Raw genomic sequence first — 24,870 nt, 5'->3', positions numbered from 1 at the left:
GAAGAAATATGGCTGGGGTACCAGGACTCGAACCTGGGAATAACGGGATCAAAACCCGCTGCCTTACCAACTTGGCTATACCCCAACACTCTTTTTCAGGTCTGCACTATTTTTCGATGTGTGCAGATTCGCCTGAATTCTGTGTCTCTCGAAACCTTGCCAGTGCCTCATGAAGAGGGGAGGTGTTTCTGCTTCGAGCGACGAAACCTGTCCAGTGTTGTGGCAACTGTTGCAGCAACTGCTGCCCCTGTTGCGGTCCGGTCAGTCTTGCAAAGCAACAAGCGCCTGTACCGGTCATACGGGAGTTTCCCGCATGTTGCCTGAGCCAGTCCAGCGTCTTTCCTATTTCTGGAAAGTGCCGTTTTGCTACCGCTTCACAGTCATTGTGAAAGTCGCGGGTCAGCACCGCCTCAAGCGAGGCCGGTAATTTACTGATGGGGGTATCCCTTGTCAATTCCCGGTCGCCGAAAATTCGAGCAGTTGATACATGAATTCCGGGGTGAATGACCAAAAAGTGGGCATCAGGCAAAGAAACCGGGGTAATTTGCTCGCCCACGCCTTCCGCCCAGGCGGATTGGCCGAGGACAAACACGGGCACATCGGCGCCCAGCTTCAGGCCTAAATCGGCCAATGTTTCCAGGGACAGGTCTAGTCCCCACAACTGATTCAGGCCGAGCAGGGCGGTGGCGGCATCCGAGGAGCCTCCGCCAACACCGCCCCCCATGGGCAGGCGTTTTTCCAGAGTGATGCTGGCCCCTCCCTGATGGCTGGTATGGTCTTGCAGGAGGCTGGCCGCACGAAGTATCAGGTTGCTCTCGTCGCAAGGTAACTGCGGGTCATTGCAGTGCATCTGCAGTTTGTCGCTGGGCGAGAACGTCAGGCTGTCGCCGTGGTCGAGCAGGGCGAACAGGGTTTGCAGGCAGTGATAGCCATCCGGTCGTTGACCGGTGATATGCAGGAACAGATTGAGTTTGGCTGGGGCCGGGAGCGTGAGGGTCATGGTTTGCCGGGGGCCCATTGCTTGATCAGCAGGGTGAAGCGATTGCCGTTTTGTTGTGCCTTGACGCGATGGGGCAGGCTGACGCCAGCCACTGGCTGGTAGCGATCAAATTCCAGCTGCCAGCCAAGCTGCTCCAGTTCAATTAACTGCTCATTTTCATCATACCGGGCTTCGCCGGGGGCACCCGGCCATGGCAGGCCTCGGGCCCAGTATTGCAAGGCGGAAATGGGCATCCAGAAGCCGGTCAGGTGCCAGGCCAGTTCGCCGGGGCTGCGTGCCTGATACTGCTGTTTGGCGGTAATCAGTTCCGCGCGACCCGGATCCCAGCGTAATTCGGCACTGCCAAAGCCCAGTGGGCCGGAAAAGCGGATGTCACCACGGGTAGGTTGCTGCTGCCATTCGAAGGTGGCGCTGCCGCCGTCGTTGGATGTGCGATAGCCCAGCTTGCCGTCCATCTGCCAGTGTTCAATCTGGCTGGGGTGGGTGAAGGTATCTGTGGTGGTGGGGCGAATCTGACAGCCGGCCAGCACGGTGGCGAGTGCGATCAGGGAAACAAGCGCTTTCACAGACGGGCTCCGAGTCTTTCCATGGTTTCGCGGACATGAGGGGCGTCCGGGTTGCTGTTCAGGGTGTCGCGCCAGATTTCACGTGCCTGGTTCTGGGCTCCGAGCACCCAGAGTACTTCGCCATAATGGGCTGCCACTTCAGGGTCGGGGAATTTTTCATAGGCTCGGCGCAGGTAGTTGCGTGCCTCCTTGAGTTTGCCCTGGCGATAAAGCACCCAGCCCATGGAATCCAGAATCGCTGGGTCGTCGGGGCTCAGGGCCAGTGCCCGGGAGACATAGTCGTGCGCTTCATCGAGACGGGGGGTGCGGTTGGCAAGGGTGTAGCCCAGCGCATTGAGGGCGCTGGCATCGTCCGGGTTAATGCTGAGAATGTGCTTGAGATCCGCTTCAAGCTGGGCCAGGTCACCGTTTTTCTCAGCCATCATGGCGCGGCTGTAGCGCAGCTCGGTATTGTCCGGGGAGCTCTCCAGGGCCTCATTAAGCAGCGTGAGAGCGGCCTCGGAATCACCGTTGCTGTGATACATTTCGGCTTCGCTAAGGGTCAGGCTGGTGGCCATTTCAGGATGTTGCTGTCTCAGGCCTGAGAGCAGGGCATGGGCCTGCTCGGACTGTCCCTGCCGCACCATCAGGCGGGCGGCCTGTACCCGGGCGCGGATGGCTTGCGGGCCTCTAACCTTGAGATAGTGATCAATAGCGGCTTCCAGCTGATTCTGCTGTTCTTCTCCCTGGGCCAGATAAAGATGCACATCGTCAGGACGGTAGTTCAGGGACAGCAGCTCCTGAAGTTGCTCCCGAGCGGTATTGGTGGCACCGGCTTCCAGTGCCAGCAATGCCAGGGAGAATTTCAGGTCCAGATCATCCGGGTTTCGTTCCGCCATGATGCGGAGCTGTTTCTCTGCCTGTTTCACCTCGCCAGATGCCAGCAGCATGCGCACATAGGTGATGCGAGCCCGGCGGGAGTCCGGGTATTTGCGGACCAGCTTCTTGAGATGACGAAGCGCTTGTTTGTGCTCACCAAGTTTGAACAGCAGCTGAGCCTTGAGCAGCAGGGCGTCTTCGTGACGGGGCATGCGTTTGAGTGCCTGCTCATCCGCCTCAAGTGCCGCCTGAAGATTGCCTTCCCGTTCCTGCCATAGCGCGCGGGCATACCACAGTGGGGCCTGTTCCGGGTATTGATCGGTCAGTTGTGCCAGTGCCTGAACCAGTTGCAGGTTCCCTTCCGCATCCAGACCGCGAGCCTGAGCGACCAGGCGGCCCAGCGCCTGTTCGCCGTGGGCGCCCAGCAGGGTGTCCAGATAGCGGGTGGCGGCTTCAGTGTTGCCGAGACGAATTTCCGAGAGAATGGCCAGCTGCAGCGCTTCTTCGTTCTCCGAGTCTTGCTCCAGCCACTGCTGGCTGAGCAGTAGCGCCTGATGATGGTCTTCCAGGTAATGGGCCAGCTGTGAGGCCTGGCTGAGCACTCGGGTGTCGCCAGTGGTTTTGGCAGCTTCAGTGTAGTAACCCAGGGTTACCCCATAAGCCTGCCGTTGGGCGGCCACTTCGGCGACCAGCAGATCCGCCAGCGTGTTGCTGTCGTAGGCGGGCGGCGGTGCTTCGGCGGCTTCCGTCTGTACCGGTGCCGGGGTCGCGGATTCGGGGGCGGCAGGCTGGGTGGTGCATCCCTGCAGCAGTAGAAGGCCACACAGTGGCAAATAGAAAAGACGCGTCATTAAAGGAAATTAGCCTGATTTCAGTTTTGGTTATCATGGCACAGTGGCTGGCAGGCCGAAAACCATATTGCGATGAGAGCCCCGCTCTATGGCCCATATCATTGTTTTAACGGGCGCTTTCGCGCAAAATGCCTGTCCCTTGCAGCCCCGATTTTGCGGGCGAGGCAGGTAGAATGGTACGGACGGGCAAGGGTGCCGCCCGTCGATACTGACGGGCACGAGACACTATGAATCTGGTCGCTGTTGGCGTTAATCACACCACTGCAGATGTGGAATTACGCGAACGCCTGGCGTTTTCTACGCAGCAGGCGCAAGCAGCGCTGGCCAGCCTTCGAGATATGCCAGGTGTCCGGGAAGCGGCGTTGCTTTCCACGTGTAATCGTACCGAACTGTACTGTCTGACTGACGACAGCTGCCCGGATCTGGTGGATTGGCTGGCCCAGCGTCGCAATCTTTCCCGTGACAAGCTGGTTTCCATTCTCTATCGCCACCAGGGTGAGCAGGCGCTGGAGCACATGATGCGTGTGGCTGGCGGTCTGGATTCTCTGGTGTTGGGTGAGCCGCAGATTCTGGGGCAGATGCGTGAAGCCTACGCCCGCGCCCATGAAGCGGGTCTGCTCAATGGTGAGTTGTCGCGGGTTTTCCAGGAAGTCTTTTCCGTTGCCAAACGCATTCGCACGGAAACCGGTATTGGTGCCAACCCGGTATCGGTGGCCTATGCTGCAGTGTCTTTTGCCCGCCATATCTTTGCTGATCTGAAGAAAAGCCGGGCGCTGTTGATTGGCGCGGGTGAGATGATTGAGTTGGTGGCCCGTCATCTTAGTGAACAGCAAGTCAGTGAAATTACCATTGCCAATCGTACTGCCGAGCGTGCCAGTGAACTGGCTGCCAGTGTGGGTGGGCGAGGCATCAGCCTGGAAGAATTGCCCGTGGCGCTGGAGCGTGCCGATATCCTGATTTCCTGTACCGCAGCGCCGTTGCCGATTCTCGGCAAGGGTATGGTGGAGCGTGCGCTCAAACAGCGCCGCCACCGGCCCATGTTCATGGTGGATATTGCTGTGCCCCGCGATATCGAGCCGGAAGTGGGCAATCTGGATGATGTTTACCTGTACACGGTAGATCATCTTCAGGAAGCGATTCAGGAAAATGTGCGCGCCCGACAGGAGGCCGCCCAGGAGGCCGCAGAACTGATTCGCGATGCCATCGTGCGTCATCGTCGCCAGCGCCGTGAGCAAGATGCGGTTTCTGTGCTGCGCGAGTACCGTGAGCAGCGTACCCAACTGGCCGCTGGCGAGCTGGACAAAGCCCTTCAACAATTGAACAACGGTAGCGATCCCGAAGAGGTGTTGCGCCGTTTTCAGCATTCTCTGGTCAACAAGTGGCTGCATGGTCCCAGCGTTACCTTGCGCAGAATGGCGGCGGAAGGGCGCGCGGAAGCGCTGCTCACTGCTCGCGAGTTGCTGCTCGAAGATGACGACAAGACAGATCTGTCTGACCCGGAATAAAGACTGCCCGTAACGGGTTGAGGAAAGTATGAAAGCGTCCCTGCAAACCAAGCTGGACAAGCTGGCCGATCGATTCGAGGAACTGGCTGGTCTGTTGTCTGATCCGGAAGTGATCGGCAACCAGAACCGATTCCGTGATCTGTCCCGGGAATACTCTGAAATTGATCCGGTGGTGAAGTGTTACCGTGAATATCTGCAAAGCGTGGATAACCTGGAAGCAGCCCGAGCCATGCAGGAGGATAGCGACCCGGAAATGCGTGAGATGGGCGCGGAAGAAGCTCGTGAGGCCCAGAGCAGTATGGATGAGCTGGCCGGCGAGCTGCAGATGCTGATGCTGCCCAAGGATCCTCGCGACGGTGCCAATGTTTTCCTGGAAGTGCGTGCTGGCACGGGCGGTGATGAGGCTGCGATTTTCGCGGGTGATCTTTTTCGCATGTATTCCAAGTACGCTGACCAGCGGGGCTGGAAGGTCGAACTGGTGAGTGCCAGCGAAGGGGAGCATGGTGGTTACAAGGAAGTCATTGCCCGAGTCATTGGTGATGGGGTGTATTCCCGGCTGAAATTCGAATCCGGTGCGCACCGGGTGCAACGCGTGCCGGCCACAGAGTCTCAGGGCCGTATTCACACCTCTGCCTGTACTGTGGCGATCATGGCCGAGGCGGAAGACCTGGGGGATATCCAGATCCGTAACGAAGATCTGCGGATTGATACCTATCGCTCTTCCGGGGCGGGTGGTCAGCACGTTAATACCACCGATTCTGCGGTACGGATTACCCACTTGCCCACTGGCGTGGTGGTGGAATGTCAGGATGAGCGTAGCCAGCACAAGAACAAAGCCAAGGCCATGAGTCTGCTGAGCGCCAAATTGTATGATGCCCAGCAGAATGCGGCCCATGCCGAGCAGGCCGCAGAGCGAAAATCCCTGGTGGGTTCCGGGGATCGCTCCGAGCGAATTCGCACCTATAACTATCCCCAGGGACGGGTCACCGATCACCGTATCAACCTGACGCTTTATCGCCTTTCGGAAGTGATGGAAGGGGACCTGGACGAAGTGCTGGGTGCCCTGCTGGCCGAGCACCAGGCAGACCAGTTGGCCGCCCTGGGCGAGCAGTAACATGCGTATTGATGCCGCCCTGCGTGATGCCCGCAGTCGGCTGGCATCGTCGCCTTCCGCCGCGCTGGATGCAGAGTTGTTGCTGTGTCATGTGTTGGATAAGACCCGCACCTGGCTGTTCACCTGGGCTGATCGTGAACTGGATGGCGCCCAGCTGGCGGCCTTCGAAATATTGCTGGCGCGCCGTGAACGCGGCGAGCCGGTGGCGCATCTGGTCGGCGAGCGTGAATTCTTTGGCCGCCCTTTTCAGGTCTCCAGTGACACCCTCATTCCCCGCCCTGATACCGAAACCCTGATCGAGGCCGCCCTGACCTTGCCGTTGCCGAAACAGGCGCGGGTGGTCGATTTGGGGACGGGCACTGGAGCCATTGGTATTACGCTGGCACTGGAGCAGCCGGACTGGGATGTGTCGCTGGTGGATCTCAGTGAGGCCGCGCTCAAGGTGGCTGAGCGGAATGCAGAAGTGTTGCTCGCGCAGGTGCAATGTCTGCATGGCAGTTGGCTTTTGCCTTGTGACGGCCTGTTCGACCTTATCGTCAGCAATCCTCCTTACATTGATGGTGCGGACCACCATCTGCAGGAGGGGGATGTACGCTTTGAGCCTCGCTCTGCGCTGGTGGCAGCGGACAAGGGGCTGGCGGATCTGGCAGAGATTACACGTCAGGCTACGGGCAAGCTGGTTGCCGGTGGCTGGCTGATACTGGAGCATGGATTTGAACAAGGGGCTGTGGTGCATGCGCTGTTGAGCGATGCCGGTTTTGAGCAGGTGCGTACGGTTCAGGATCTGGGCGGCAACGACCGCATTACTCTGGGAAGGCGATAAACCTCGAACCGGAGCTATCAGTCGTCGAAAAGGAAAGTTGCCCCGATTTGGATTGCGAGTGAAGCACATGGGGTGTGGCGGTACATGACTATGTTTAATGACGAACAGCTCGAACGCTACAGCCGCCAGCTGATGGTGAGTGAGGTGGACCTTGCCGGGCAGGAGGCGTTGGCGGGGGCGCAGGTGTTGATTGTTGGTTGCGGTGGGCTGGCCAATCCGGCGGCGTTGTATCTGGCTGGCGCGGGTGTTGGCCGGTTGGTGCTGGCGGATGACGATCATGTGGAGCTGAGTAACCTGCATAGACAGATCGCATTTCGGAGCAGCCAGATCAATCAACCCAAGGCTCAGGCCCTTCGTGATCAGCTGCTGCAATTAAATCCGGATGTGGATATTCAGGCTTGTGTGTCGCGAGTTGACGAGTCCTGGCTGAGTCAGGCGGTGTCTACTGCGTCACTGGTGCTGGATTGCACGGATAACTTCGCCACTCGTCAGGCGGTGAACAGAGCCTGTGTCGCACACAAGGTCCCATTGGTCAGCGGCGCGGCTATTCGCATGGATGGCCAGCTAGCTGTGTTTGATCCGCGTGATGACAGCAGCCCCTGTTACGCCTGTGTTTATGGTGATGGCACGGACGGTGATGTTGCTTGCAGCCAGGCCGGAATCGTTGGTCCGGTTGTGGGGGCGGTGGGAACCATGCAGGCTCTGGCTGCGCTGCAGTTGCTGACGGGGGCCAAACTGTATGGGGTGTTGCACCTGTTTGATGGCCGCTCGTTAACCTGGCGCCAGGTGTCCCTGCGTCGTGACAAGGGGTGCCATGTCTGCGGTGACTCTCAGGAGGGATTGTCCTCCTGCTGAGAAGCCGGGACGCCTTCCATGTCAGGAGAAGGTGGATCCTCTGCCGTCAGCCCGATGATAATCAGAATAATCACCGCAAGAGCAAACGCCGCACCAAGTAAGTGTTTCATGACTACACCTCCGGTTTGGTGATGCACCGTCAATCAGGCCGACAGTTCCACCACCTGTCCATTAAGCGTTTTTATCTGCCGGGCCATATCCGTGAGCAGGCTGTGGATCATGCCCGGGTTGGAGCGAATCAAATCCTTGAACTCGTGCTTGGGCACCTTGACGACGGAACAGCGGCTTTTGGCCCGCACCGTGGCGCTGCGTGGAGAGTGAGTCAGCAAGGCAATGGCACCGAGCACCTCGCCTTCTTGTACTGAACCGACAACAACGTCATCAACCAGCACATCGGCATCGCCTTCAAACAAGCTCAGCACGTAGTTGGCGGGTTCTCCCTGGCGAAGAATGACATCACCGGGTTCAAAATAGGCGAAGCCGGTGGTGGTGTAGGATTCTTCGGGGATATGGGCGGCCAGTAATCTCACCAGCATTGCCTGCTGGGTGGTCAGAATACGGGTCCACAAGCGTGCCAGTTGAGCATCTTCCAGAATGGCTTCCACCAGTTTGACGGTGGGATAGGCGGCCAGTAATACCGCGCTTTCTGCATAGTAGGTAATTTCGTTGTTGCCGGCGTCGGGAAGAATCAGGTCGCCTTCATCCCAGATGAAGAGCTTGCGATCTTCGCAGCGCATACCCAGCATGCCACCCTTGATCACATAGGTGGTGTCTTCACACATTCCATGGCGAAAGGCGTCATCCGTGGGGATCAGGGGAAGGGTTTGTGCCTGCAGGGGCAGCTGCCCGATGAGTTCGTTCACCTGGCGTTTGTACATCCGGGACAAGGCGGCAAAACCGCCACTGGCTTCGGCCACAGATATCATGCAGAGCCTCTCCAAGTGTGTGCTTTTCTTCGAGTATGCAGTAAGAAAGTATTAGAAAACAGTACAGGGTTGGCAGATGTGCATGCCGGCCGTCTGGTGTCTGACGTGAAATGACAGCGTTGCAGCGTTCCGGTTTCTGCTGGCGGGGAAGTTTTACAAAAAAAGCCCGCCGGGTTGTCCTGGCGGGCTTTTAGCGTGTTGCATGACGCAGGATGTGTGCAGGGGCTTCTCTCAATAATCCCGTTCGCGCGGGCCAAACTCTGGTGTCTGCTTTTTCTTGCCGGCGGCCAGCGCTCGGCGGTAGTTCTTGCCGCGCATCAGCTTGAACTGCAGCTTGCTTTCAATATCAAAGGCCTGGGCTTCGGATGCGTTCCAGGTTTGCTGGAACAGGCTCTTGCCGGCACTGATGCCATCCGGAGAACGGGTTTTAATGGCAGCGGCCAGTTTTTCAGCTTCTTCCAGCGGATTCTCCGCGACTCGGGTCACCAGATTCAGGCTTTTTGCTTCCTCGCCGTTGAACAGGCGTCCAGTCATGGTCAGTTCCTTGGCCACGTCCATGGGTACCAGTTCGCGCAGGGTGACTGTGCCAGTCATGTCGGGAATCAGTCCCCACTTGATTTCCATGATGGACATTTCGCAATCCGGGGTTGCAAAACGGAAGTCTGCGGCCAGCGCAATCTGCATGCCGCCGCCGTAGCAGTAGCCGTGCAGTACCGCGATGACCGGTACCGGTAGTTCTCGCCAGCACCAGCAGACTTCCTGGAACAGGTTGGTTTTCTTGATGCCGTATTTGGTGAAACTTTTCAGCACTTTTAACGGTTGTTTCATTACAGTGCCAAAGTCCAGACCGGCGCAGAATGCCTTGCCTTCACCTTGCAGAATCACGGCACGAATGTCGCGGTCCTTTCGCACCGCCCGGGAGGCTTCAATCAAGCCTTCCATCATGTCGAAATCCAGGCCGTTATATTTGTCGGCGCGGGACAGGGTGACGTAAGCGATGGCGCTTTTCTTTTCCAGGGTGACGCGATTCTTGAACGTGGTGCTCATGCTCGAATCCTGTAGCAAACCCGAAGCAGGCGCAGTGCGCCCGCAGCGGTTATTGGTCCAGTTTCTGTTTCAACAGCTGATTCAGCTGTTGCGGGTTGGCTTTGCCTTGAGTGGCTTTCATGGCCTGGCCGACGAAGAAGCCGATTTTTTTCTTGCGCTTGTCATCGTCTGAATTGCGGTAATCCTCTACCTGTGGCGCGTTGTTGGCGATAATGTCGTCAACAATTTTTTCCAGTTCGCCACTATCGCTCATTTGTTTGAGGCCTTTGGCTTCAATAACAACGTCTGGATCACCTTCGCCGGCCCAGCAAGCCTCGAATACCTGCTTGGCAATCTTGGAGCTGATGGTGCCGTCTTTCAGTCGGGCAATCAGCTGACCCAGTTGTTCAGCAGAAACGGGGCTTTCGCCAATGGCTTTCTCTTCCGCATTGAGCTTGGCAGCCAGTTCACCCATGACCCAGTTCGCAGCCAGTTTGGCGTCGCCACCGGCTTTTGTTGCGCCTTCAAAGAAGGCCGCGGTGGCCAGGTCGCCAGAGAGCAGATCGGCGTCATATTCTGATAGCTGATAGTCAGCGATAAAACGTGCCTTGCGGGCATCAGGCAGTTCTGGCATGGCTGCTTTCAGTGCGTCCAGATCAGCGTCGGTAATTTCTACCGGCAGCAGATCGGGGCAGGGGAAGTAGCGGTAATCGTTGGCGTCTTCCTTGCTGCGCATGGAGCGGGCGGTGTGGGTGTCGCCGTTGTACAACCGTGTTTCCTGTACGATCTCGCCGCCGTCTTCCAGTACATCAATCTGACGCTCTACTTCCAGCTTGATCGCACGTTCCATGAAGCGGAAGGAGTTCAGGTTTTTGGTTTCGGTACGGGTGCCGAGAGGCTCGCCAGGCTTGCGGATGGAAACGTTCACATCGAAGCGCATATTGCCCTGGGACATGTCGCCATCACAGATGCCAATGGACGTGACAATGGCGTGCAGTTTTTTTGCAAACGCCACCGCTTCTTCCGCATTGCTCATGTCCGGTTCGGTGACCACTTCGATCAACGGGGTGCCAGCACGGTTCAGGTCGATGCCGGTCATGCCATGGAAGTCTTCGTGCAGGGATTTTCCCGCATCTTCTTCCAGGTGGGCGTGATGAATGCGAACGACTTTTTTCTCACCGCTTTCCAGCTGCACTTCAACGACACCTGCGCCCACGATGGGCTTGTCCAGCTGGGTGGTCTGGTAGCCTTTTGGCAGATCCGGATAAAAATAATTTTTCCGTTCAAACACGCTGTGGCGACAGATATCCGCATTGATGGCCAGACCAAACAGGGCGGCCTTGCGCACCGCTTCCTTGTTCACCACGGGCAGGGTGCCGGGCATGCCCAGATCGACCAGTGATGCCTGGGTGTTTGGCTCGGCGCCGGTGGACAGTTTGCTGCCGGAAAACAGTTTGCTGGTGGTATTGAGCTGGACGTGAATTTCCAGACCAATCACGACTTCCCAACTCATTGTTCACCTCCAAAAGTCGGCAGCTGGCGGTGCCAGTCGGTTACCTGCTGATACTTGTGCGCCACGTTAAGAATCTGGCCTTCACGGAAATAGTTGCCGATGACCTGGGTGCCAGTAGGCAAGCCGTTGATGAAACCGGTGGGCATGGACAGGGCTGGCAGGCCTGCCAGGTTGACGCCGATGGTAAAGACGTCGGCCATGTACATGCTGACTGGGTCATCTTTCTTTGCGCCAAGCTTGAAGGCGGTCTCGGGAGCCGTGGGACCCATCAGTACATCCACCTTTTCAAAGGCGCGGGCAAAGTCATCACGGATCAGACGGCGAACCTGTTGGGCACGACGGTAGTAGGCGTCATAGTAGCCGGCAGACAGCGCATAGGTGCCCACCAGAATGCGGCGCTTCACTTCGTCACCGAAACCTTCGGAACGGGAGCGCTTGTACAGGTCTTCCAGATCCTTCGGGTCGTCGCAGCGGTGACCGAAGCGCACCCCGTCGAAACGGCTCAGGTTGGAGCTGGCTTCCGCCGGAGCAATGACATAGTAGGCTGGCACTGACAGCTTGATGCTGGGCAGCGACACGGACACTACCTTGGCGCCGAGTTTTTCCAGTTCACGGATGGCGGCGCGACTGTTGTCGGCGATGGCGCCGTCCAGAGTGTCCGGGAAGAATTCTTCCGGGATACCGATGGTCAGGCCGCTGATGTCTTCTTTAAGCGCGCCGAGGTAGTCGTCCACTTTCTGATTCAGGCTGGTGGAGTCACGGTGATCATGACCGGCCATGGCCTGCAGCATCAGTGCACAGTCTTCGGCGCTCTGACCCATGGGGCCAGCTTGATCCAGACTGGAGGCGAAGGCAATCATGCCCCAGCGGGAAACCCGCCCGTAGGTAGGTTTGAGACCTGTGATGTTATTGAGCGCGGCTGGTTGGCGAATCGAGCCGCCGGTATCGGTGCCGGTGGCGGCAGGGGCCAGGCGTGCGCCGAGGCAGGCAGCAGCACCGCCGGAGGAGCCGCCGGGAACCCGTTCCAGATCCCAGGGGTTCTTCACTGGCCCGTAGTAGCTGGTTTCATTGGAGGAGCCCATGGCGAACTCGTCCATGTTGGTCTTGCCCAGCATCACCGCGCCCTCGCTGGCCATCTTGTTGACCACGGTGGCGGTGTAGGGAGCAATAAAGGAATCCAGCATTTTGGAGCCGCAGCTGGTGCGCACCCCCTCGGTGCAGAAGATGTCCTTGTGAGCAATGGGCAGGCCGGTAAGCAGTCCCGTCTGCCCTGCGGCGATGGCCTGGTCGGCGGCGTCAGCCTGGGCCAGGGCCTGTTGCTCGGTAACGGTGACGAAGCTGTTCAGCTCGCCGTCGAACTGCTTGATGCGGGCCAGGAAGTGTTCGGTGAGTTCCCTGGAAGAGAAGTCGCCGTTGGCCAGGCCGGCCTTGAGTTCGGTCAGTGTCTTGGTGTGCATGGCGTCACTCATCTGTTATTCGATCACCCGGGGGACCAGGAAGCAGCCGTCTTCGGCGGCGGGGGCGATTTCCAGTGCCTTGTCACGAATGTTCGGCTCGCTGACTTCGTCGTCGCGCAGGGGCTGGGTCACATCCAGAGGGTGGGCCATGGGGGCCACATCAGCGACGTCAGCCTGCTGCAGCTGGTCGACCATCGCGAGGATGTCGTTGAGGCGGCTGGACAGGGCGTCGCTGTCTGCCTGGTCCACTTTCAGGCGGGCCAGGTGGGCAACCTGGGCTACCACCTTGGAATCAATGGCCATGGTTTTCTCCATATTGGCGCGGTATCGGAGCACTGCCGGCGGGGAGTGCAAAGGGGTGCACTCCGTTATACTGGGCCGGAAAGCCGCAAAAAGTACCATAGACCGCCTATCCGCGACCACTGTCCGGCGGTGAGAAAGGGCGAGCAAGCGTGACGCCATTGCTTGCCCAATGATCGCGCCGTTGCTAGAGTTGCGCCATCTTAGCGATGCCCTGCTTTTTGCCGCCGGGCATCGGATTTTCGCGAAAAATTCAGGAAACTGGCCAGGATGTCCATGATCAAGCGTATTCGGGGGATGTTCTCCACCGATCTCTCCATCGATTTGGGGACCGCTAATACTCTTATTTACGTACGCGGCCGCGGCATCGTGCTGGATGAGCCCTCAGTGGTTGCTATCCGTCATCACGGGGCGCAGAAGAGCGTGGCTGCCGTAGGTGCCGACGCCAAGCGTATGCTGGGTCGTACCCCCGGCAATATTACTGCCATCCGGCCGATGAAAGACGGTGTGATTGCCGATTTCGACGTGACCGAGAAGATGCTCCAGTACTTCATCAAGAAGGTTCATGACACTGGCTTCTTCCCGCCGGCGCCCCGTGTGCTGGTGTGTGTGCCCTGTAAATCTACTCAGGTGGAGCGTCGGGCCATTCAGGACTCCGCCTATGGCGCGGGTGCTCGTGATGTCTACCTGATCGAAGAACCCATGGCTGCGGCTATCGGTGCTGGTTTGCCGGTGGAAGAAGCACGCGGTTCCATGGTGGTGGATATCGGTGGTGGTACTACCGAGATCGCCCTGATTTCCCTGAATGGCGTGGTGTACTCCGAATCTGTGCGCATTGGTGGTGACCGCTTCGATGAAGCCATCGTGGCCTTTGTGCGCAAGGAATACGGCTCGCTGATCGGTGAATCCACCGCCGAGCGCATCAAGCACGAGATTGGCACCGCTTACCCGGGTGGCGAGATCCGTGAGATTGACGTGCGTGGCCGTAATCTGGCCGAAGGGGTGCCGCGCAGCTTCACCCTGAATTCCGAAGAAATTCTGGAAGCACTCAAAGAGCCGCTGGCAGCGATTGTCAACGCGGTTAAGAATGCGCTGGAAGCCTCTCCCCCGGAACTGGCATCCGATATCGCAGAGCGTGGCCTGGTGATTACCGGTGGTGGCGCGCTGCTGCGTGATATCGACCGTCTGCTGTCCGAAGAAACCGGCCTGCCGGTGATCATCGCCGATGATCCGCTGACCTGTGTGGCACGCGGTGGTGGCAAGGCGCTGGAGCTGATGGACAGCCAGGGCTTTGACATGCTGGCCATGGGCTGATGACGGCTCCGGCCAATCCTCTTTACCGTCTGCTGATTGCGCTGGTACTCGCCATTATCGCGATGGTGCTGGACCAGCGTACTCCGTGGGCGGGTCCGGTACGGTATTTCCTGGGCGGCCTGACCGCGCCAATTCACTATATTGCCCATCTGCCGGTGGATTCTGGTGAGTGGCTGTCTGAACAGGCGCAGAGCCGCTCTTCGTTGCTGGATGAAAATCGTCGCCTGCAGCGTAAATCCCTGATTCTCGAACAGAAGGTTCAGCGCCTGGCGGTGCTGGAGGCAGAGAACGTGCGCCTGAGGGAATTGCTTAATTCTTCTGCGGATCTGGATGCCAATGTACTGGTGGCGGAAATTATTGGTCTGGATGCGGACCCCAATCGCCAGGAATTGATCATCAACAAGGGGTCTGGCTCCCAGGTGATCACAGGACAGGCGGTGCTGGATGCCCAGGGGCTGATTGGTCAGGTGGTAGAAGCCGGGCCTTTGAGTTCCCGAGTTTTGTTGTTGACCGACGCCAGTCATGCCATGAGTGTGCAGGTGAACCGTAATGGCGTGCGCGCCGTGCTTGCGGGTACCGGTCAGACTGGTGGTCTGCGACTGTTATATGTGCCTGATACTGCAGATATTCAGGAAGGTGATCTCTTGGTAAGCACTGGTCTTGGTCAGCGTTATCCTCGAGGTTACCCGGTGGCGACGATTACCAGTGTGCGCCATCAATCCGGCGCGGCATTTGCCGAGATCACAGCACGACCTACGGCTCGAATTGATCGTGCTAGCCATGTGTTGCTGGTACAGCCGACACCGCAGCCCGAGCGGTCATCTGCGGAGGTGAGTGATGAGGGATGATCGTCCCGCCGGGACAGGCGTTCTGGTGGTTACCTTGTTGCTGGCGGCCCTGCTGGAAGTCATCCCTTTGCCAGAGACTGCCAACTGGGTACGTCCGGAGTGGATGCTGCTGGTGCTGGTCTACTGGGTGTTAACCCTGCCGCGTCGGGTTGGCGTGTTGTGGGGATTCTTTGTCGGGCTTTACATGGATGTGTTGACCGGTGCTACGCTGGGGCAGTGGGGACTGGGCTTTTCCCTCGGTGCCTTCATCATGCTGCTGGCCTACAAGCGCATGCGGGTATTTACGGTGCTACAGCAATGTGCGGTGATCTTCCTGCTGGTGGGGTCCGTCAGTCTGCTGGCTTATCTGGTTCAGGAAGCCGTGGGTCGCACGCTCTATCCTCCCTATACCATCCTGTATTCATCTCTGGCCAGTGCGGTTGTCTGGCGCCCGGTCTGTGCGCTACTGCGCTGGGTTCAGTTACGATTTATTGTACGCTGAGCAATTCAGTTAACAGTGAATAGTTAACAGTGAACAGTTGCGCGGTCGAAGCTTTGACGTGTTCAGAGATCCGGTGCCCGCGGCCGTTCACTGTTGCTCGTTGTTAACTATTCACTGTTAACTGGTTTTTTATGACTCTCTACCTTGCCTCCGGCTCCCCCCGCCGTGCTGAGTTGCTTCAGCAGATCGCGGTTCCGTTTACCGTTTTGAAAGCGCCGGATATTGATGAAACGCCCAGACCAGGCGAAGCGCCCCAGGCCTATGTGGAACGCATGGCGAGGGAAAAATCCTGTGCTGGTGAGAGACTTCGTGCAGCCGAAGGGCTGCCGTTCGGGGTTGTATTGGGGGCAGATACTTCTGTGGTGTTTGAAGACACGATTCTGGGTAAACCCCAGAGCCGTGCTCATGCGCTGGAGATGTTGGCCATGCTGAGTGGCAATCAGCATCAGGTAATTTCTGCATTGGCGCTGACCACGGGACAGGAATGCCGGATTGCATGCAGTATCACTCAGGTTCAATTTCGCGAATTGACCTGTGAGCAGATGGCCCGTTATGTGGATACCGGAGAAGGGAATGATAAAGCCGGAGGATACGGTATTCAGGGGTTGGGTGCGGCGCTGGTGGCATCGTTGACAGGCAGTTACAGTGGGGTGGTTGGTTTGCCTCTGGAGCAAACGGTGTTGTTGCTGGAACAGGCCGGACTCGATTACTGGTGCATTGACTGAATATGGCAAGTATTTCCTTCAAAGCCTGGCGTCGCCTTTACCTCTCTCTGTGGGGGCTGGTCGCGCTGTGCCTGTTGTTGCTTGCGGTCTATGTTGTTCTTGCCCGTCAGGCAATGTTGCTGGTTCCGGATTACCGGGAAAAGCTGGAGCTTTTTTTTGAAGAAAAGCTGCAGACGCCGCTGATCATTGATGAGCTTGATGGAAAGATGGAAGGGTTGGTGCCGCAATTTGTGGCCCGACGCATTCGTCTGCCAGCGCCGGAGGGAGAGTCGCCGCTCGAACTTCAGGAAGTGGTATTGAGCGTGGATGTGTTTCGCTCGCTGCTGGTTCGGGATCTGGTGCTGAAGGAGTTGCGCATTGATGGTGTGGCTCTGCATCTGGTGCGCGGCGAAGATGGAAAGGTTCGGCTGCGTGGGCTGGATATTCAGGGAGGATCATCCAGCAATGATGCCCCTTCTCTGGAGAACATTTTACGCATTTTCTATCGACAGCAACTGTTGACGGTTCACAACGCCAGGTTATCTCTGGAGTGGCCAGGGATGCCTCCTTTGGCTGCCTCAGAACTGGATGCGACACTGATCAATGATGGCGGTAATCACCTGTTGTCGTTAACGGTGGAGGCGAGAGATCGGCCGCTCCGAGTGGAAGCTCGGGCGCACCTTCATGATGATGCCTATGCCTTTGATGAGATAAACGCGGATTTATACCTCAAGGTGCGTGGGCAGCGATTGGAAGAGTGGTTGCCCTCATCTCTGGACTTGCCTCTGACCGTGGAGGCACTGCAGGGCAAGCTGGAAATGTGGGCTGGTCTGGAAGAGGGGCAGCCGCGCAGTGGTCAGGTTGCGCTTTCTGTTCCCGCAGTGACCCTGACCGATCAACAGTCTCGCTGGCCGTTATCCGATGTGACTGCTCGTCTGGCGCTGGATCGTAGCGATGATCAGGCGGTGCTGTCATTGCTGGATCTGTCTGGTCAGACCCCTGCAGGTCAACTCAAGCTGGGGGACATGGCGCTGCAGTGGCAGACACAGGGAGAAGTCCGGCCCTGGCAGTTGCGCACTGGGGATCTGCCGGTGCGGGCGTTGAGCCAGCAATTTCAGCAATGGCCTTTTACGTTACCGACCCAGGCCGACCAGGCGCGGGATTTGCTCAAGGCGTTATCTCCCCAAGGGGTGGTCGATGGCGTCTATCTGAGTGGCGCGGGGCGTTCACTGGACCAGTTTCAAGCCCGCTTCTCGGCACTGGGTAATCAGGCAAAAGACAAGATTCCCGGGGTTACGCGGTTAAGCGGTTGGGTATCGGGCAATGCAGAGCAGGGGCTGGCGCACCTTTACAGCGACAGCCTGTCGCTGGCGTTGCCCCGATTGTTCGAGTTGCCGCTGGCGGGTCAGATGGTGGGTGTCTTCGACTGGCGGCGTGAAGGTGAGCAGCTGCGTGTTCGCTCGGGACGGATCCGAGTGGTGAACGAAGATGCCCATGGCGAAGCTATGCTGTCGGTTGGGGTTCAGCCGGGGCAGGTGCCGGAGTTGCGTCTTGCCGCAGAAATTTATGATGGCAATGGTGCCAATGCCAACCGTTATATTCCGTTGCGACGGCTGCCGGATGGGCTGGCTGGCTGGCTGGGTCAGGCGTTACAGGACGGGCATCTGAATCGAGGCCAGCTACTGTATCAGGGGCCGGTAAAAATTGACCCGGACCGGCAGCAGGACCGCACCTTCCAGATGCGTTATCAAGGGGATGATATCGTCCTGTCTCTGCTTCCTGACTGGCCGCTGGCTCGCGATGTCTCGGCAGATGTTTTCATCAACGGACGTGAAGTGCGTGGCGTCGCCTCGAAGGGGACCATCTACGGGAGCTCGGTGGAACAGGTGTATGTGGATGTGCCGGCATTCACTACGCAAGAAGGTCCGCGGTTGGTGGTCTCCGGTCAGCTAGAAGGGCCCCTGGCGGATCTGGATAGCCTGATGCAGGACACTCCCCTGAAAAAGATGTTGCCGGAGGAGCTGCTGGATTGGCGCATGCAGGCCGGTAGTATGAAAGGCCGATTGTTGCTGGATTTCCCTTTCAAGCGCGAGGCTGGCGGGAGCCCGACGGTGATTGTTGATGCCACGGTTGAGGGGGCGGAGCTGGATAATCCAGAGCGTCGTCTTGCTGTGAGTGATCTAACGGCGCCGGTGTATTTTCATCTGCGCAAGGGGCTCCAGATCCCCGAATTGAAGGCGCGTGTGCTGGGCGGAGAGGTTGGCGGCTACTGGGAAACCACAGGCCAGAATAGTCAGCTGGCCTTGAACGGCGCGGTTCCCGTGAGCCAGTTGCGCGAATGGCTGGGCTTCGCTTGGTTGGCGCCGGCCAGCGGCAAGCTACCGTTCGACATGACATTGGATATTCCCTGGAAAGGGTCGCCCTTCGCGTTGCGGGCGCACTCCAGCCTGCAAGGAGTTGCCATCGATGCTCCGACTCCGCTGGGCAAGCTGGCGGAGCAAAAAAGCAGCCTGGATGTAGAGATTCGTGGTGAAGGGGTTCGGCAAAATCTCTATCTGGATTATGACAATCTGTGGCGTGGGCGCATCGCTCTGGGGCAATCCCCTGTGCGTGGCGATTTGCTGGTTGGGCCGGGCTCACTGGTCCTGCCGGAGTCGGGTATTTCCCTGCGCGGTCAGCTTGCCACTGCCAGCAGCGCTGACTGGATTGATTTTATTTCGGAAAAAATGCTGCCTGCGTTTGAGGGAGGGCAGGGCTCATCGGCGGGGGCAGATGGCCCTTCCATCAGCAAGGTCAATCTGCGCATCGATCAGTTGGACTTGTTTGGCGTGGATGTTTCCCATGCCAGCCTGTCGGTGTTGCCAAATAATCAGGGTTGGGATCTGGCGCTCAGTAGCCAGGCCATTGCCGGCTCGGTGCGGGTGCCTGAAGGATTTTCTGCACGTGGGGAGAAGCCTTTATCGGTATCCGTGAGCAGAATGAACATTGCCATGCCCCAGGCGGCTGAAGGCGGTGCTTCAGCGCCACCACTGTCACCGATGCAGCTACCCACCATGGATGCCCGTCTCGATAACCTGCGTGTTGGCGGCGAGGATTTCGGTCAGTGGAAGGGAAGCATCAGGCCGCTGGCGCAAGGCGTACGAGTGTCTGCGCTGGAAGGACGTTGGCGGTTTACCGAGATTGAGGGCAGTCTGGACTGGACCGAACAGGCAGATGGCGTGGGTCAGTACAGTCGTTTTAGTGGTGTGCTGAGCGCAGATAAACTGGAGCGAGCGCTGAGTGCCTGGGATATGCCAGAGCTGATTGAGTCTGAGGATGCCCAGGCGAAGGTGGTGCTCGGCTGGCATGATTGGCCGTTGAACCCTGATTATCTGGCGCTGGATGGTCAGGCCAGGGTGGATATTGGTGAGTGTCGTATTCCGGAAACAGATACCAAGACATCGTTTTTGCGCGTGCTCGGCATCTTGAATCTGGGCACCATTCAACGCCGTTTACGTTTGAATTTTTCCGATCTCTACAAGAAAGGGTTGAGCTGCGACAGCATCACGGGCGATTTCCGGGTGGAAGGCCCGTTGGTCTCTACCACCAATCTTGCTATTCGTTCACCATCGGCGCTGATTGATGTTCAGGGTCAGATCAATTTGGCCGACGAGACGTTGGACCACAAGATGGAAGTCACCCTCCCGCTATCCAGCAATCTTTACGCGGGGTGTCTGGCTGGTCCGGCCGCCTGTGCCGGGATTTTTGTGGTGGAGCGTATCTGGGGTGACAAGCTTGATCGTACGGCAACCATGGAATATGCGGTGAAGGGCGCCTGGTCCAACCCCAAGGTGTCAGAAACCGAGGGGATTTTCGAATGAGCCAGTCCGTCAATATTGCGGCTATCCAGATGACCAGTGGCGCGGATGTACAGACCAATCTCGATAGCGCTCGTCGTTACCTGCAATTAGCCGCCTCCGAGGGCGCTGCCTTGGCGGTATTGCCGGAAAACTTTGCCCTGTATGGCGGCGATTACCGTGGCCTGTCTGCCCAGTATGCGTGGCTTAAAGAGTGGCTGTGCGAGCAGGCAAAAACATTGGGTATGGCAATCATCGGCGGCAGTATACCGGCAGGTGAGCGGCCCGATGGTAGCCCGGTGCCAGCCCCAAGGGTGCGAACCCGCAGCCTGGCGATTGATGAAAAGGGGCTGGTCCAGGGGGAATACGACAAGCTTCACCTGTTTGATGCCCAGGTTAACGACGCCCAGGGCCGTTATCGTGAATCGGATGTCTTTGAGCCCGGTGATCAGACCCGGGTAGTCAGTTTGGCTGGGCTGAAGGTCGGGTTGGCGATATGCTACGATTTGCGTTTTCCGGCACTGGCTCAGCAGCTTGCCCAGCAAGGGGCAGAATTATTGGTGTACCCGTCGGCGTTTACGGCCGTCACCGGCAAGGCCCACTGGGATCTGCTGTTGCGGGCCACTGCGGTTCAGAGCGGTTGTTATACTCTGGGAGCCAACCAGTGCGGGCAGCATGCTCCGCGCCGGGCCAGCTATGGCCACTCCCTGCTCGCCAATCCATGGGGCGAGGTGGTGGCTTCCCTGGGCGATGATCCCGGTGCCCTTGTTGCCGAGCTGGACCTTGCTACCATGAAGGAAATTCGCCAGCGCATTCCGGTGCAGATGCACCAACGACTCCAGATTAAAGGTCTCTGATGAGCGATACCCTGTCCATTGCAGAATCCATTCTGTTGGCCCCTGCCGGTCTTCATACCGGGCAGCTGGAAACCCTGCTGAACGGTCGGCTGACCGGGCAGGCCGATTATGCCGATATCTATTTCCAGCATAGTCGCCATGAAGCCTGGGTGCTGGAAGACGGTATTGTGCGCGATGCCAGTTTCAGTACTGAGCGGGGGGCCGGTGTGCGTATTGTGCAGGGAGACAAGACCGGTTTTGCCTACAGCGATGATATAACCCTGGCTGCTTTGCAGCAGGCGGGTGGCGCTGCCCGTGCGATTACCCGCCAGGGACAGGATCGTCAGATCCAACTGGCCAGCCGCCATTCCCCGGTTCGCTATCAGGCCCTGGATCCCCTGCAGGGATGGCAGGCTGAACAAAAAGTGGCGTTACTGCAGCGGCTGGATGCCCTGGCGCGTTCACTGGACCCGGCGATTGTAGAAGTCACCGCCAGCCTGAGTGCCGTGCAGGACGTGGTGATGGTGGTTGCCAGTGATGGCACTCTGGCTGCGGATGTGCGGCCACTGATCCGCTGTAATGTCAGTGTGATCGCCGAGCGTAATGGTCGCCGCGAGCGCGGCAGTGCGGGTGGCGGCGGTCGCGTCAGCTATGACTGGTTGCTGGAAGAAAACCGCGTGGAGCATTGGGCTCGGGAAGCGGTGCGTGGTGCGTTGCTGAATCTGGATGCCGAGCCGGCTCCTGCAGGTACCATGCCGGTAGTGCTGGGTCCTGGCTGGCCAGGTGTGCTGCTGCATGAAGCAGTAGGCCATGGTCTGGAAGGGGACTTCAATCGCAAGGGTACCTCCATGTTTGCAAAGAAACTGGGTCAGCAAGTGGCTTCCAGCCTTTGTACAGTGGTGGACGATGGCACGCTGGCAGATCGGCGCGGCTCCCTGAATGTGGACGATGAAGGCACTCCCAGCGCCAGCAACACCCTGATCGAGAAGGGCAAGCTGGTGGGATACATGCAGGACAAGACCAATGCGCGGCTAATGGGTGTTGCGCCCACGGGCAATGGTCGACGGGAATCCTATGCCCACTTGCCCATGCCGCGCATGACGAATACCTACATGCTGCCAGGCGAAAGTGACCCGGAAGAAATTGTGGCCAGCCTGGACCGTGGTATCTACGCGGTGAACTTTGCCGGTGGCCAGGTGGATATCACGTCTGGTCGCTTCGTATTCTCCACCAGCGAGGCCTATCTGGTGGAGAAGGGGAAGATCGTTTGTCCGGTGAAAGGGGCAACACTGATCGGCAGCGGTGCTGAGGTGATGGACCGGATTTCCATGGTCGGTAATGATCTGGCGCTGGACTCCGGTATTGGCGTTTGCGGCAAGGATGGTCAGTCGGTGCCCGTTGGCGTTGGGCAACCCACCCTGCGGGTAGATGCGCTGACGGTGGGGGGAACCGCCTGATGTCCAAGGTGCTGGATACTCTGGCACGCATGCGTCTTTTTGACGGTCTCAGTGAAGACGAGCTGATGCTGCTGGAGAAGCTGGTATTCGTAAATCGGGTGCCCGCCGGGGATACGGTTTGCCGAGAAGGGGACCGCAGTGATTTTGTCTGTTTTGTGGTGCGCGGGTGCCTGGATATCGTCAAGGCGAATGTGGGGGGGGGCGAGGTGGTGATTGCCCATCTTCACCCCGGTGATTCCATGGGGGAAATGGCGCTGGTCGATAAGGAACCTCGCTCTGCTACAGTAAGAGTGGCGGAAGATGCCACGCTGATTGTTCTGACGCACAAAGGTTTGGAGCAGCTGCGCAAACGCAGCCCGAATGCGGTGACCCAGATAATGGAGAATATCGCCCGTCTATTGTGTGTGCATCTGCGTCGTACCTCCTCCCAGCTGGCACAGTTCAAATTGCCGGCGGGTTGATCCCGGCAGCTTGTTGCTACGGAACCATCATCATGAAAAAAGCCACTGTGCTGTTGTTGTCCTTTTTCCTCACTGCCTGTGATCCGGTTCAGCTGTCCGCCGATGTACAGCTGCCTGATGGTGCCGTGTATGACGGTGATATCGAAGACAACCTTTTCCATGGTCAGGGCGAGCTGACCTGGCCTGATGGCCGTCGTTATAGCGGTGAATTCAAGCACGGCCTGATGACGGGGCAAGGGCGTTTGGAAGACCGCGATGGCTGTGTCATGGAAGGGGAATTTGTCAAAGGTGCTTTGAATGGGCAGGGCAGTTACATCTGTGGAGATGATCGTTATCAGGGCACCTTCAAGCAGGGAGAATTGCTCGAGGGTGGCGTTGCCTACGTGGATGGTAATACCTACCAGGGCGAGTTCCGGCATTTTCAGCCCCATGGTCAGGGACGTTGGGAAACCGCATCCGGTGAGGAATACGAAGGCACGTTCGTGGACGGTTATCTGGAAAAAGGGACATACCGGAACCCGGAGGGGCGAGTCTACACAGGAGAGTTCGAGTGGTTCCAGTTTTCCGGCAAAGGTGAACTGACCCGGCCCGATGGTGTGATTATTCGCGCTCACTTTGAAGACGGATTTGCGCAAGGAAAGGGGGTGCGTATTCGTCCGGGGGACGACGGTCCCATTGAGGAAAAGGGTTTCTTTGTGGAGGGCCAGTATTTCCCCAGTGAGCAGGCCTACACGCAGCGGGAGCAGGCTCAGGCGTCAGGTATGGAAGCTCGCCTGTATACCGAGGCTAGTCGCCTGCAATCTGTCCTGTCTTCACTGGCACCGCAGCGTCCCGGCGTACGGGATGTGTACTTTCTTGCCATAGGCGGTGATGGCACGGCCGGGGTATTTAGCCGGGAAGTGGACTGGGTCAGTGAGAGACTGGGTGGGGTGCTTGATCTGAAACGGCGGCAGGTCAGATTGGTGAATGGTGGTGGCGATACTCTGCCTCTCGCGACACGCACCAGTGTGCGTGAAGCGCTAAACGCGCTGGATGCCCTGATGGATCCAGAGGAGGATCTGCTGCTGGTTCACATTGTCAGTCATGGTGCGAGAAACGGTGAGCTGGTGCTGGATGCGCGTAACCTGCAGCTGAATAACCTGACTGTTGCGGATGGCAAACAATGGTTGAATGCTCTCAAGGTGAAGCATCAATGGGTGGTGATTTCGGCTTGTTACTCCGGCCAATGGGTCAATGCGTTGGCCGCGCCACAGCGGGCGGTCTTTTCGTCTGCAGCGCAGGATAGAACGTCATTTGGTTGCGCCGATGATTCCGAGCGAACCTGGTTTAGTCGGGCGTTATATGGCGAGGATATGAGCGCGGGTATTCATGATCCTGATGCCTGGTTTGCCGCCGCGAATGCCCGTGTTACGGCTATGGAGGAAGAGCAGGGAATCGCAGAGAACGAGCATTCCCTGCCGCAGAAATCCGTGGGTAAAGGGTTTGTCAGTTGGTGGCAGAGTGAGACGCTGACGGCGCAGCAGTGATTAAGAGGCGTTGCACGTTGCAACTCCGACCCTGAACGACAGCGAAGGGTGTAACGCGCCCGGCTCAATACAACGGCGCGGTTTTGTCCAGCTGGTTGAGGTAGTTCATTAGCTTGCGGCGTTCACGCTTGAACTTTTCCTTGTCTGCCGCGCTGGCATTTTCTGGATCAGCAACCTTGGCTTTGAGCGCATTGCGAGTCAGGTTGCGCAGCTGTTGGCGATCACCGTGGGGAAAGGTTTCCAGAATCTGCTGCAGGGTCGCATCCGCTTCTTTGGGCTGTTCGCTGGTGGCGATCTGATCCACCCAGTTACTCAGTCGCTGCTGACGGAAAGGATCCTTCAACGCTGCCAGAGCCTGCTCAATCTGTTCCGTGTTGGATTCTCGCACAAGCCGACCGATGTACAGGGAATGGCGACGACGAGCTTCATTGCTGGTGATGCGACGGGCTTCTTCCAAACCCTTTTTTAGTGCGTCACTGAGAGGCAGGCGCTGCTGCTCTCCCTGCTTGAGCTCCATCAGGGATTGACCCAGCTCCTGCAGCGCCAGGTCATCACGTTTCTGTTCTGACTTGCTGGTGTACTGGTCGTCGTTATACTCGGTCATCGTATTCAC

23 protein-coding genes and 1 tRNA gene are annotated in these 24,870 nt (G+C 58.1%); 13 read left to right on the top strand and 11 right to left on the bottom strand.

The features are described from left to right. Positions 1-9: 9 nt before the first annotated feature. The 4 genes from Y5S_RS07300 to Y5S_RS07285 form a co-directional block, all read right to left on the bottom strand. Positions 10-85 (bottom strand) — tRNA-Gln (locus tag Y5S_RS07300). Positions 86-106: 21 nt separating this feature from the next. After that, positions 107-1,000: a 4-(cytidine 5'-diphospho)-2-C-methyl-D-erythritol kinase gene (ispE, locus tag Y5S_RS07295; RefSeq protein WP_035231735.1), complete on the bottom strand. Its 894-nt coding sequence runs from the start codon at positions 998-1,000 to the stop codon at positions 107-109. Further along, complete coding sequence (lolB, locus tag Y5S_RS07290) at positions 997-1,566, bottom strand: lipoprotein insertase outer membrane protein LolB (RefSeq protein WP_035231733.1); 570 nt, start codon at positions 1,564-1,566, stop codon at positions 997-999. The genes ispE and lolB overlap by 4 nt, the downstream gene beginning before the upstream one ends. Further along, positions 1,563-3,275, bottom strand: a complete 1,713-nt coding sequence (locus Y5S_RS07285) for a tetratricopeptide repeat protein (RefSeq protein ID WP_035231730.1) — start codon at positions 3,273-3,275, stop codon at positions 1,563-1,565. The genes lolB and Y5S_RS07285 overlap by 4 nt, the downstream gene beginning before the upstream one ends. Before the next feature lie 227 nt (positions 3,276-3,502). Here Y5S_RS07285 and hemA point away from each other — a divergent pair, with 227 nt between their 5' ends. The 4 genes from hemA (at position 3,503) to Y5S_RS07265 (ending at position 7,572) form a co-directional block, all read left to right on the top strand. Beyond that, entirely contained in the window at positions 3,503-4,780 is a 1,278-nt protein-coding gene (gene hemA / locus Y5S_RS07280; protein WP_035231727.1) for a glutamyl-tRNA reductase, read from the top strand. Between the two features lie 28 nt (positions 4,781-4,808). Next, positions 4,809-5,894 carry a peptide chain release factor 1 gene (gene prfA / locus Y5S_RS07275; protein ID WP_035231724.1) on the top strand — a complete coding sequence of 362 codons (1,086 nt, stop codon included), beginning with the start codon at positions 4,809-4,811 and terminating at the stop codon, positions 5,892-5,894. A gap of 1 nt (position 5,895) precedes the next feature. Further along, positions 5,896-6,717 (top strand): peptide chain release factor N(5)-glutamine methyltransferase, encoded by an 822-nt coding sequence (gene prmC, locus Y5S_RS07270; protein WP_035231722.1) that lies wholly within the window; start codon positions 5,896-5,898, stop codon positions 6,715-6,717. A 90-nt stretch (positions 6,718-6,807) separates the two neighbouring features. Next, a complete protein-coding gene (locus Y5S_RS07265; protein WP_035231861.1) occupies positions 6,808-7,572 on the top strand; it encodes a HesA/MoeB/ThiF family protein in 765 nt (254 codons plus the stop codon). Here Y5S_RS07265 and Y5S_RS20105 read toward each other — a convergent pair. From Y5S_RS20105 to gatC, 6 genes are all read right to left on the bottom strand, one after another. Beyond that, on the bottom strand, positions 7,548-7,682 hold the full coding sequence (locus tag Y5S_RS20105; protein ID WP_269319438.1) for a hypothetical protein: 135 nt from the start codon (positions 7,680-7,682) through the stop codon (positions 7,548-7,550). The two genes, Y5S_RS07265 and Y5S_RS20105, sit on opposite strands and share 25 nt — an antisense overlap. Positions 7,683-7,715: 33 nt before the next feature. Continuing rightward, positions 7,716-8,498: a cyclic nucleotide-binding domain-containing protein gene (locus tag Y5S_RS07260; RefSeq protein ID WP_035231719.1), complete on the bottom strand. Its 783-nt coding sequence runs from the start codon at positions 8,496-8,498 to the stop codon at positions 7,716-7,718. A gap of 231 nt (positions 8,499-8,729) precedes the next feature. After that, positions 8,730-9,545 (bottom strand): crotonase/enoyl-CoA hydratase family protein, encoded by an 816-nt coding sequence (locus Y5S_RS07255; protein ID WP_035231716.1) that lies wholly within the window; start codon positions 9,543-9,545, stop codon positions 8,730-8,732. Positions 9,546-9,594: 49 nt separating this feature from the next. Next, positions 9,595-11,037 (bottom strand): Asp-tRNA(Asn)/Glu-tRNA(Gln) amidotransferase subunit GatB, encoded by a 1,443-nt coding sequence (gene gatB / locus Y5S_RS07250; RefSeq protein ID WP_035231714.1) that lies wholly within the window; start codon positions 11,035-11,037, stop codon positions 9,595-9,597. Then, a complete protein-coding gene (gatA, locus tag Y5S_RS07245; protein ID WP_035231711.1) occupies positions 11,034-12,494 on the bottom strand; it encodes an Asp-tRNA(Asn)/Glu-tRNA(Gln) amidotransferase subunit GatA in 1,461 nt (486 codons plus the stop codon). Before gatA ends, gatB begins: the two co-directional genes overlap by 4 nt. Positions 12,495-12,509: 15 nt before the next feature. Continuing rightward, on the bottom strand, positions 12,510-12,797 hold the full coding sequence (gene gatC, locus Y5S_RS07240) for an Asp-tRNA(Asn)/Glu-tRNA(Gln) amidotransferase subunit GatC (protein WP_035231708.1): 288 nt from the start codon (positions 12,795-12,797) through the stop codon (positions 12,510-12,512). Between the two features lie 273 nt (positions 12,798-13,070). Between gatC and Y5S_RS07235 the strand changes: the two genes are divergently transcribed. The 9 genes from Y5S_RS07235 to Y5S_RS07195 all read left to right on the top strand — a co-directional run bounded on the left by Y5S_RS07235 (position 13,071) and on the right by Y5S_RS07195 (position 24,257). Next, positions 13,071-14,108 (top strand): rod shape-determining protein, encoded by a 1,038-nt coding sequence (locus Y5S_RS07235; protein WP_035231859.1) that lies wholly within the window; start codon positions 13,071-13,073, stop codon positions 14,106-14,108. Next, the gene (mreC, locus tag Y5S_RS07230; RefSeq protein ID WP_035231705.1) at positions 14,108-14,956 is read left to right on the top strand and encodes a rod shape-determining protein MreC; all 849 of its coding nucleotides are present in this window, start codon (positions 14,108-14,110) and stop codon (positions 14,954-14,956) included. The genes Y5S_RS07235 and mreC overlap by 1 nt, the downstream gene beginning before the upstream one ends. Beyond that, on the top strand, positions 14,946-15,437 hold the full coding sequence (mreD, locus tag Y5S_RS07225) for a rod shape-determining protein MreD (RefSeq protein WP_035231703.1): 492 nt from the start codon (positions 14,946-14,948) through the stop codon (positions 15,435-15,437). Before mreC ends, mreD begins: the two co-directional genes overlap by 11 nt. A 131-nt stretch (positions 15,438-15,568) precedes the next feature. Then, complete coding sequence (locus tag Y5S_RS07220) at positions 15,569-16,162, top strand: Maf family protein (RefSeq protein WP_035231700.1); 594 nt, start codon at positions 15,569-15,571, stop codon at positions 16,160-16,162. A gap of 2 nt (positions 16,163-16,164) precedes the next feature. Then, positions 16,165-20,001, top strand: coding sequence for a YhdP family protein (locus Y5S_RS07215; protein WP_035231698.1), 3,837 nt, complete (start codon positions 16,165-16,167; stop codon positions 19,999-20,001). Continuing rightward, positions 19,998-20,834, top strand: a complete 837-nt coding sequence (locus tag Y5S_RS07210; protein WP_035231696.1) for a carbon-nitrogen hydrolase family protein — start codon at positions 19,998-20,000, stop codon at positions 20,832-20,834. Before Y5S_RS07215 ends, Y5S_RS07210 begins: the two co-directional genes overlap by 4 nt. Then, a complete protein-coding gene (gene tldD, locus Y5S_RS07205; protein WP_035231695.1) occupies positions 20,834-22,270 on the top strand; it encodes a metalloprotease TldD in 1,437 nt (478 codons plus the stop codon). Before Y5S_RS07210 ends, tldD begins: the two co-directional genes overlap by 1 nt. Further along, positions 22,270-22,731, top strand: coding sequence for a Crp/Fnr family transcriptional regulator (locus Y5S_RS07200; RefSeq protein WP_035231692.1), 462 nt, complete (start codon positions 22,270-22,272; stop codon positions 22,729-22,731). The genes tldD and Y5S_RS07200 overlap by 1 nt, the downstream gene beginning before the upstream one ends. Before the next feature lie 32 nt (positions 22,732-22,763). Beyond that, positions 22,764-24,257: a C13 family peptidase gene (locus Y5S_RS07195; protein ID WP_035231689.1), complete on the top strand. Its 1,494-nt coding sequence runs from the start codon at positions 22,764-22,766 to the stop codon at positions 24,255-24,257. Between the two features lie 64 nt (positions 24,258-24,321). Here the strand turns inward: Y5S_RS07195 and yjgA are convergent, their stop codons facing one another. Beyond that, entirely contained in the window at positions 24,322-24,861 is a 540-nt protein-coding gene (gene yjgA / locus Y5S_RS07190) for a ribosome biogenesis factor YjgA (protein WP_035231687.1), read from the bottom strand. Between the last annotated feature and the right edge of the window lie 9 nt (positions 24,862-24,870).

It is taken from the genome of Alcanivorax nanhaiticus (genome assembly GCF_000756665.1).
Taxonomy (GTDB): Bacteria; Pseudomonadota; Gammaproteobacteria; order Pseudomonadales; family Alcanivoracaceae; genus Alcanivorax; species Alcanivorax nanhaiticus.
The sequence above is the reverse complement of the archived record's forward strand: the minus strand, read 5'-3'. Positions and strand labels throughout refer to the sequence as shown.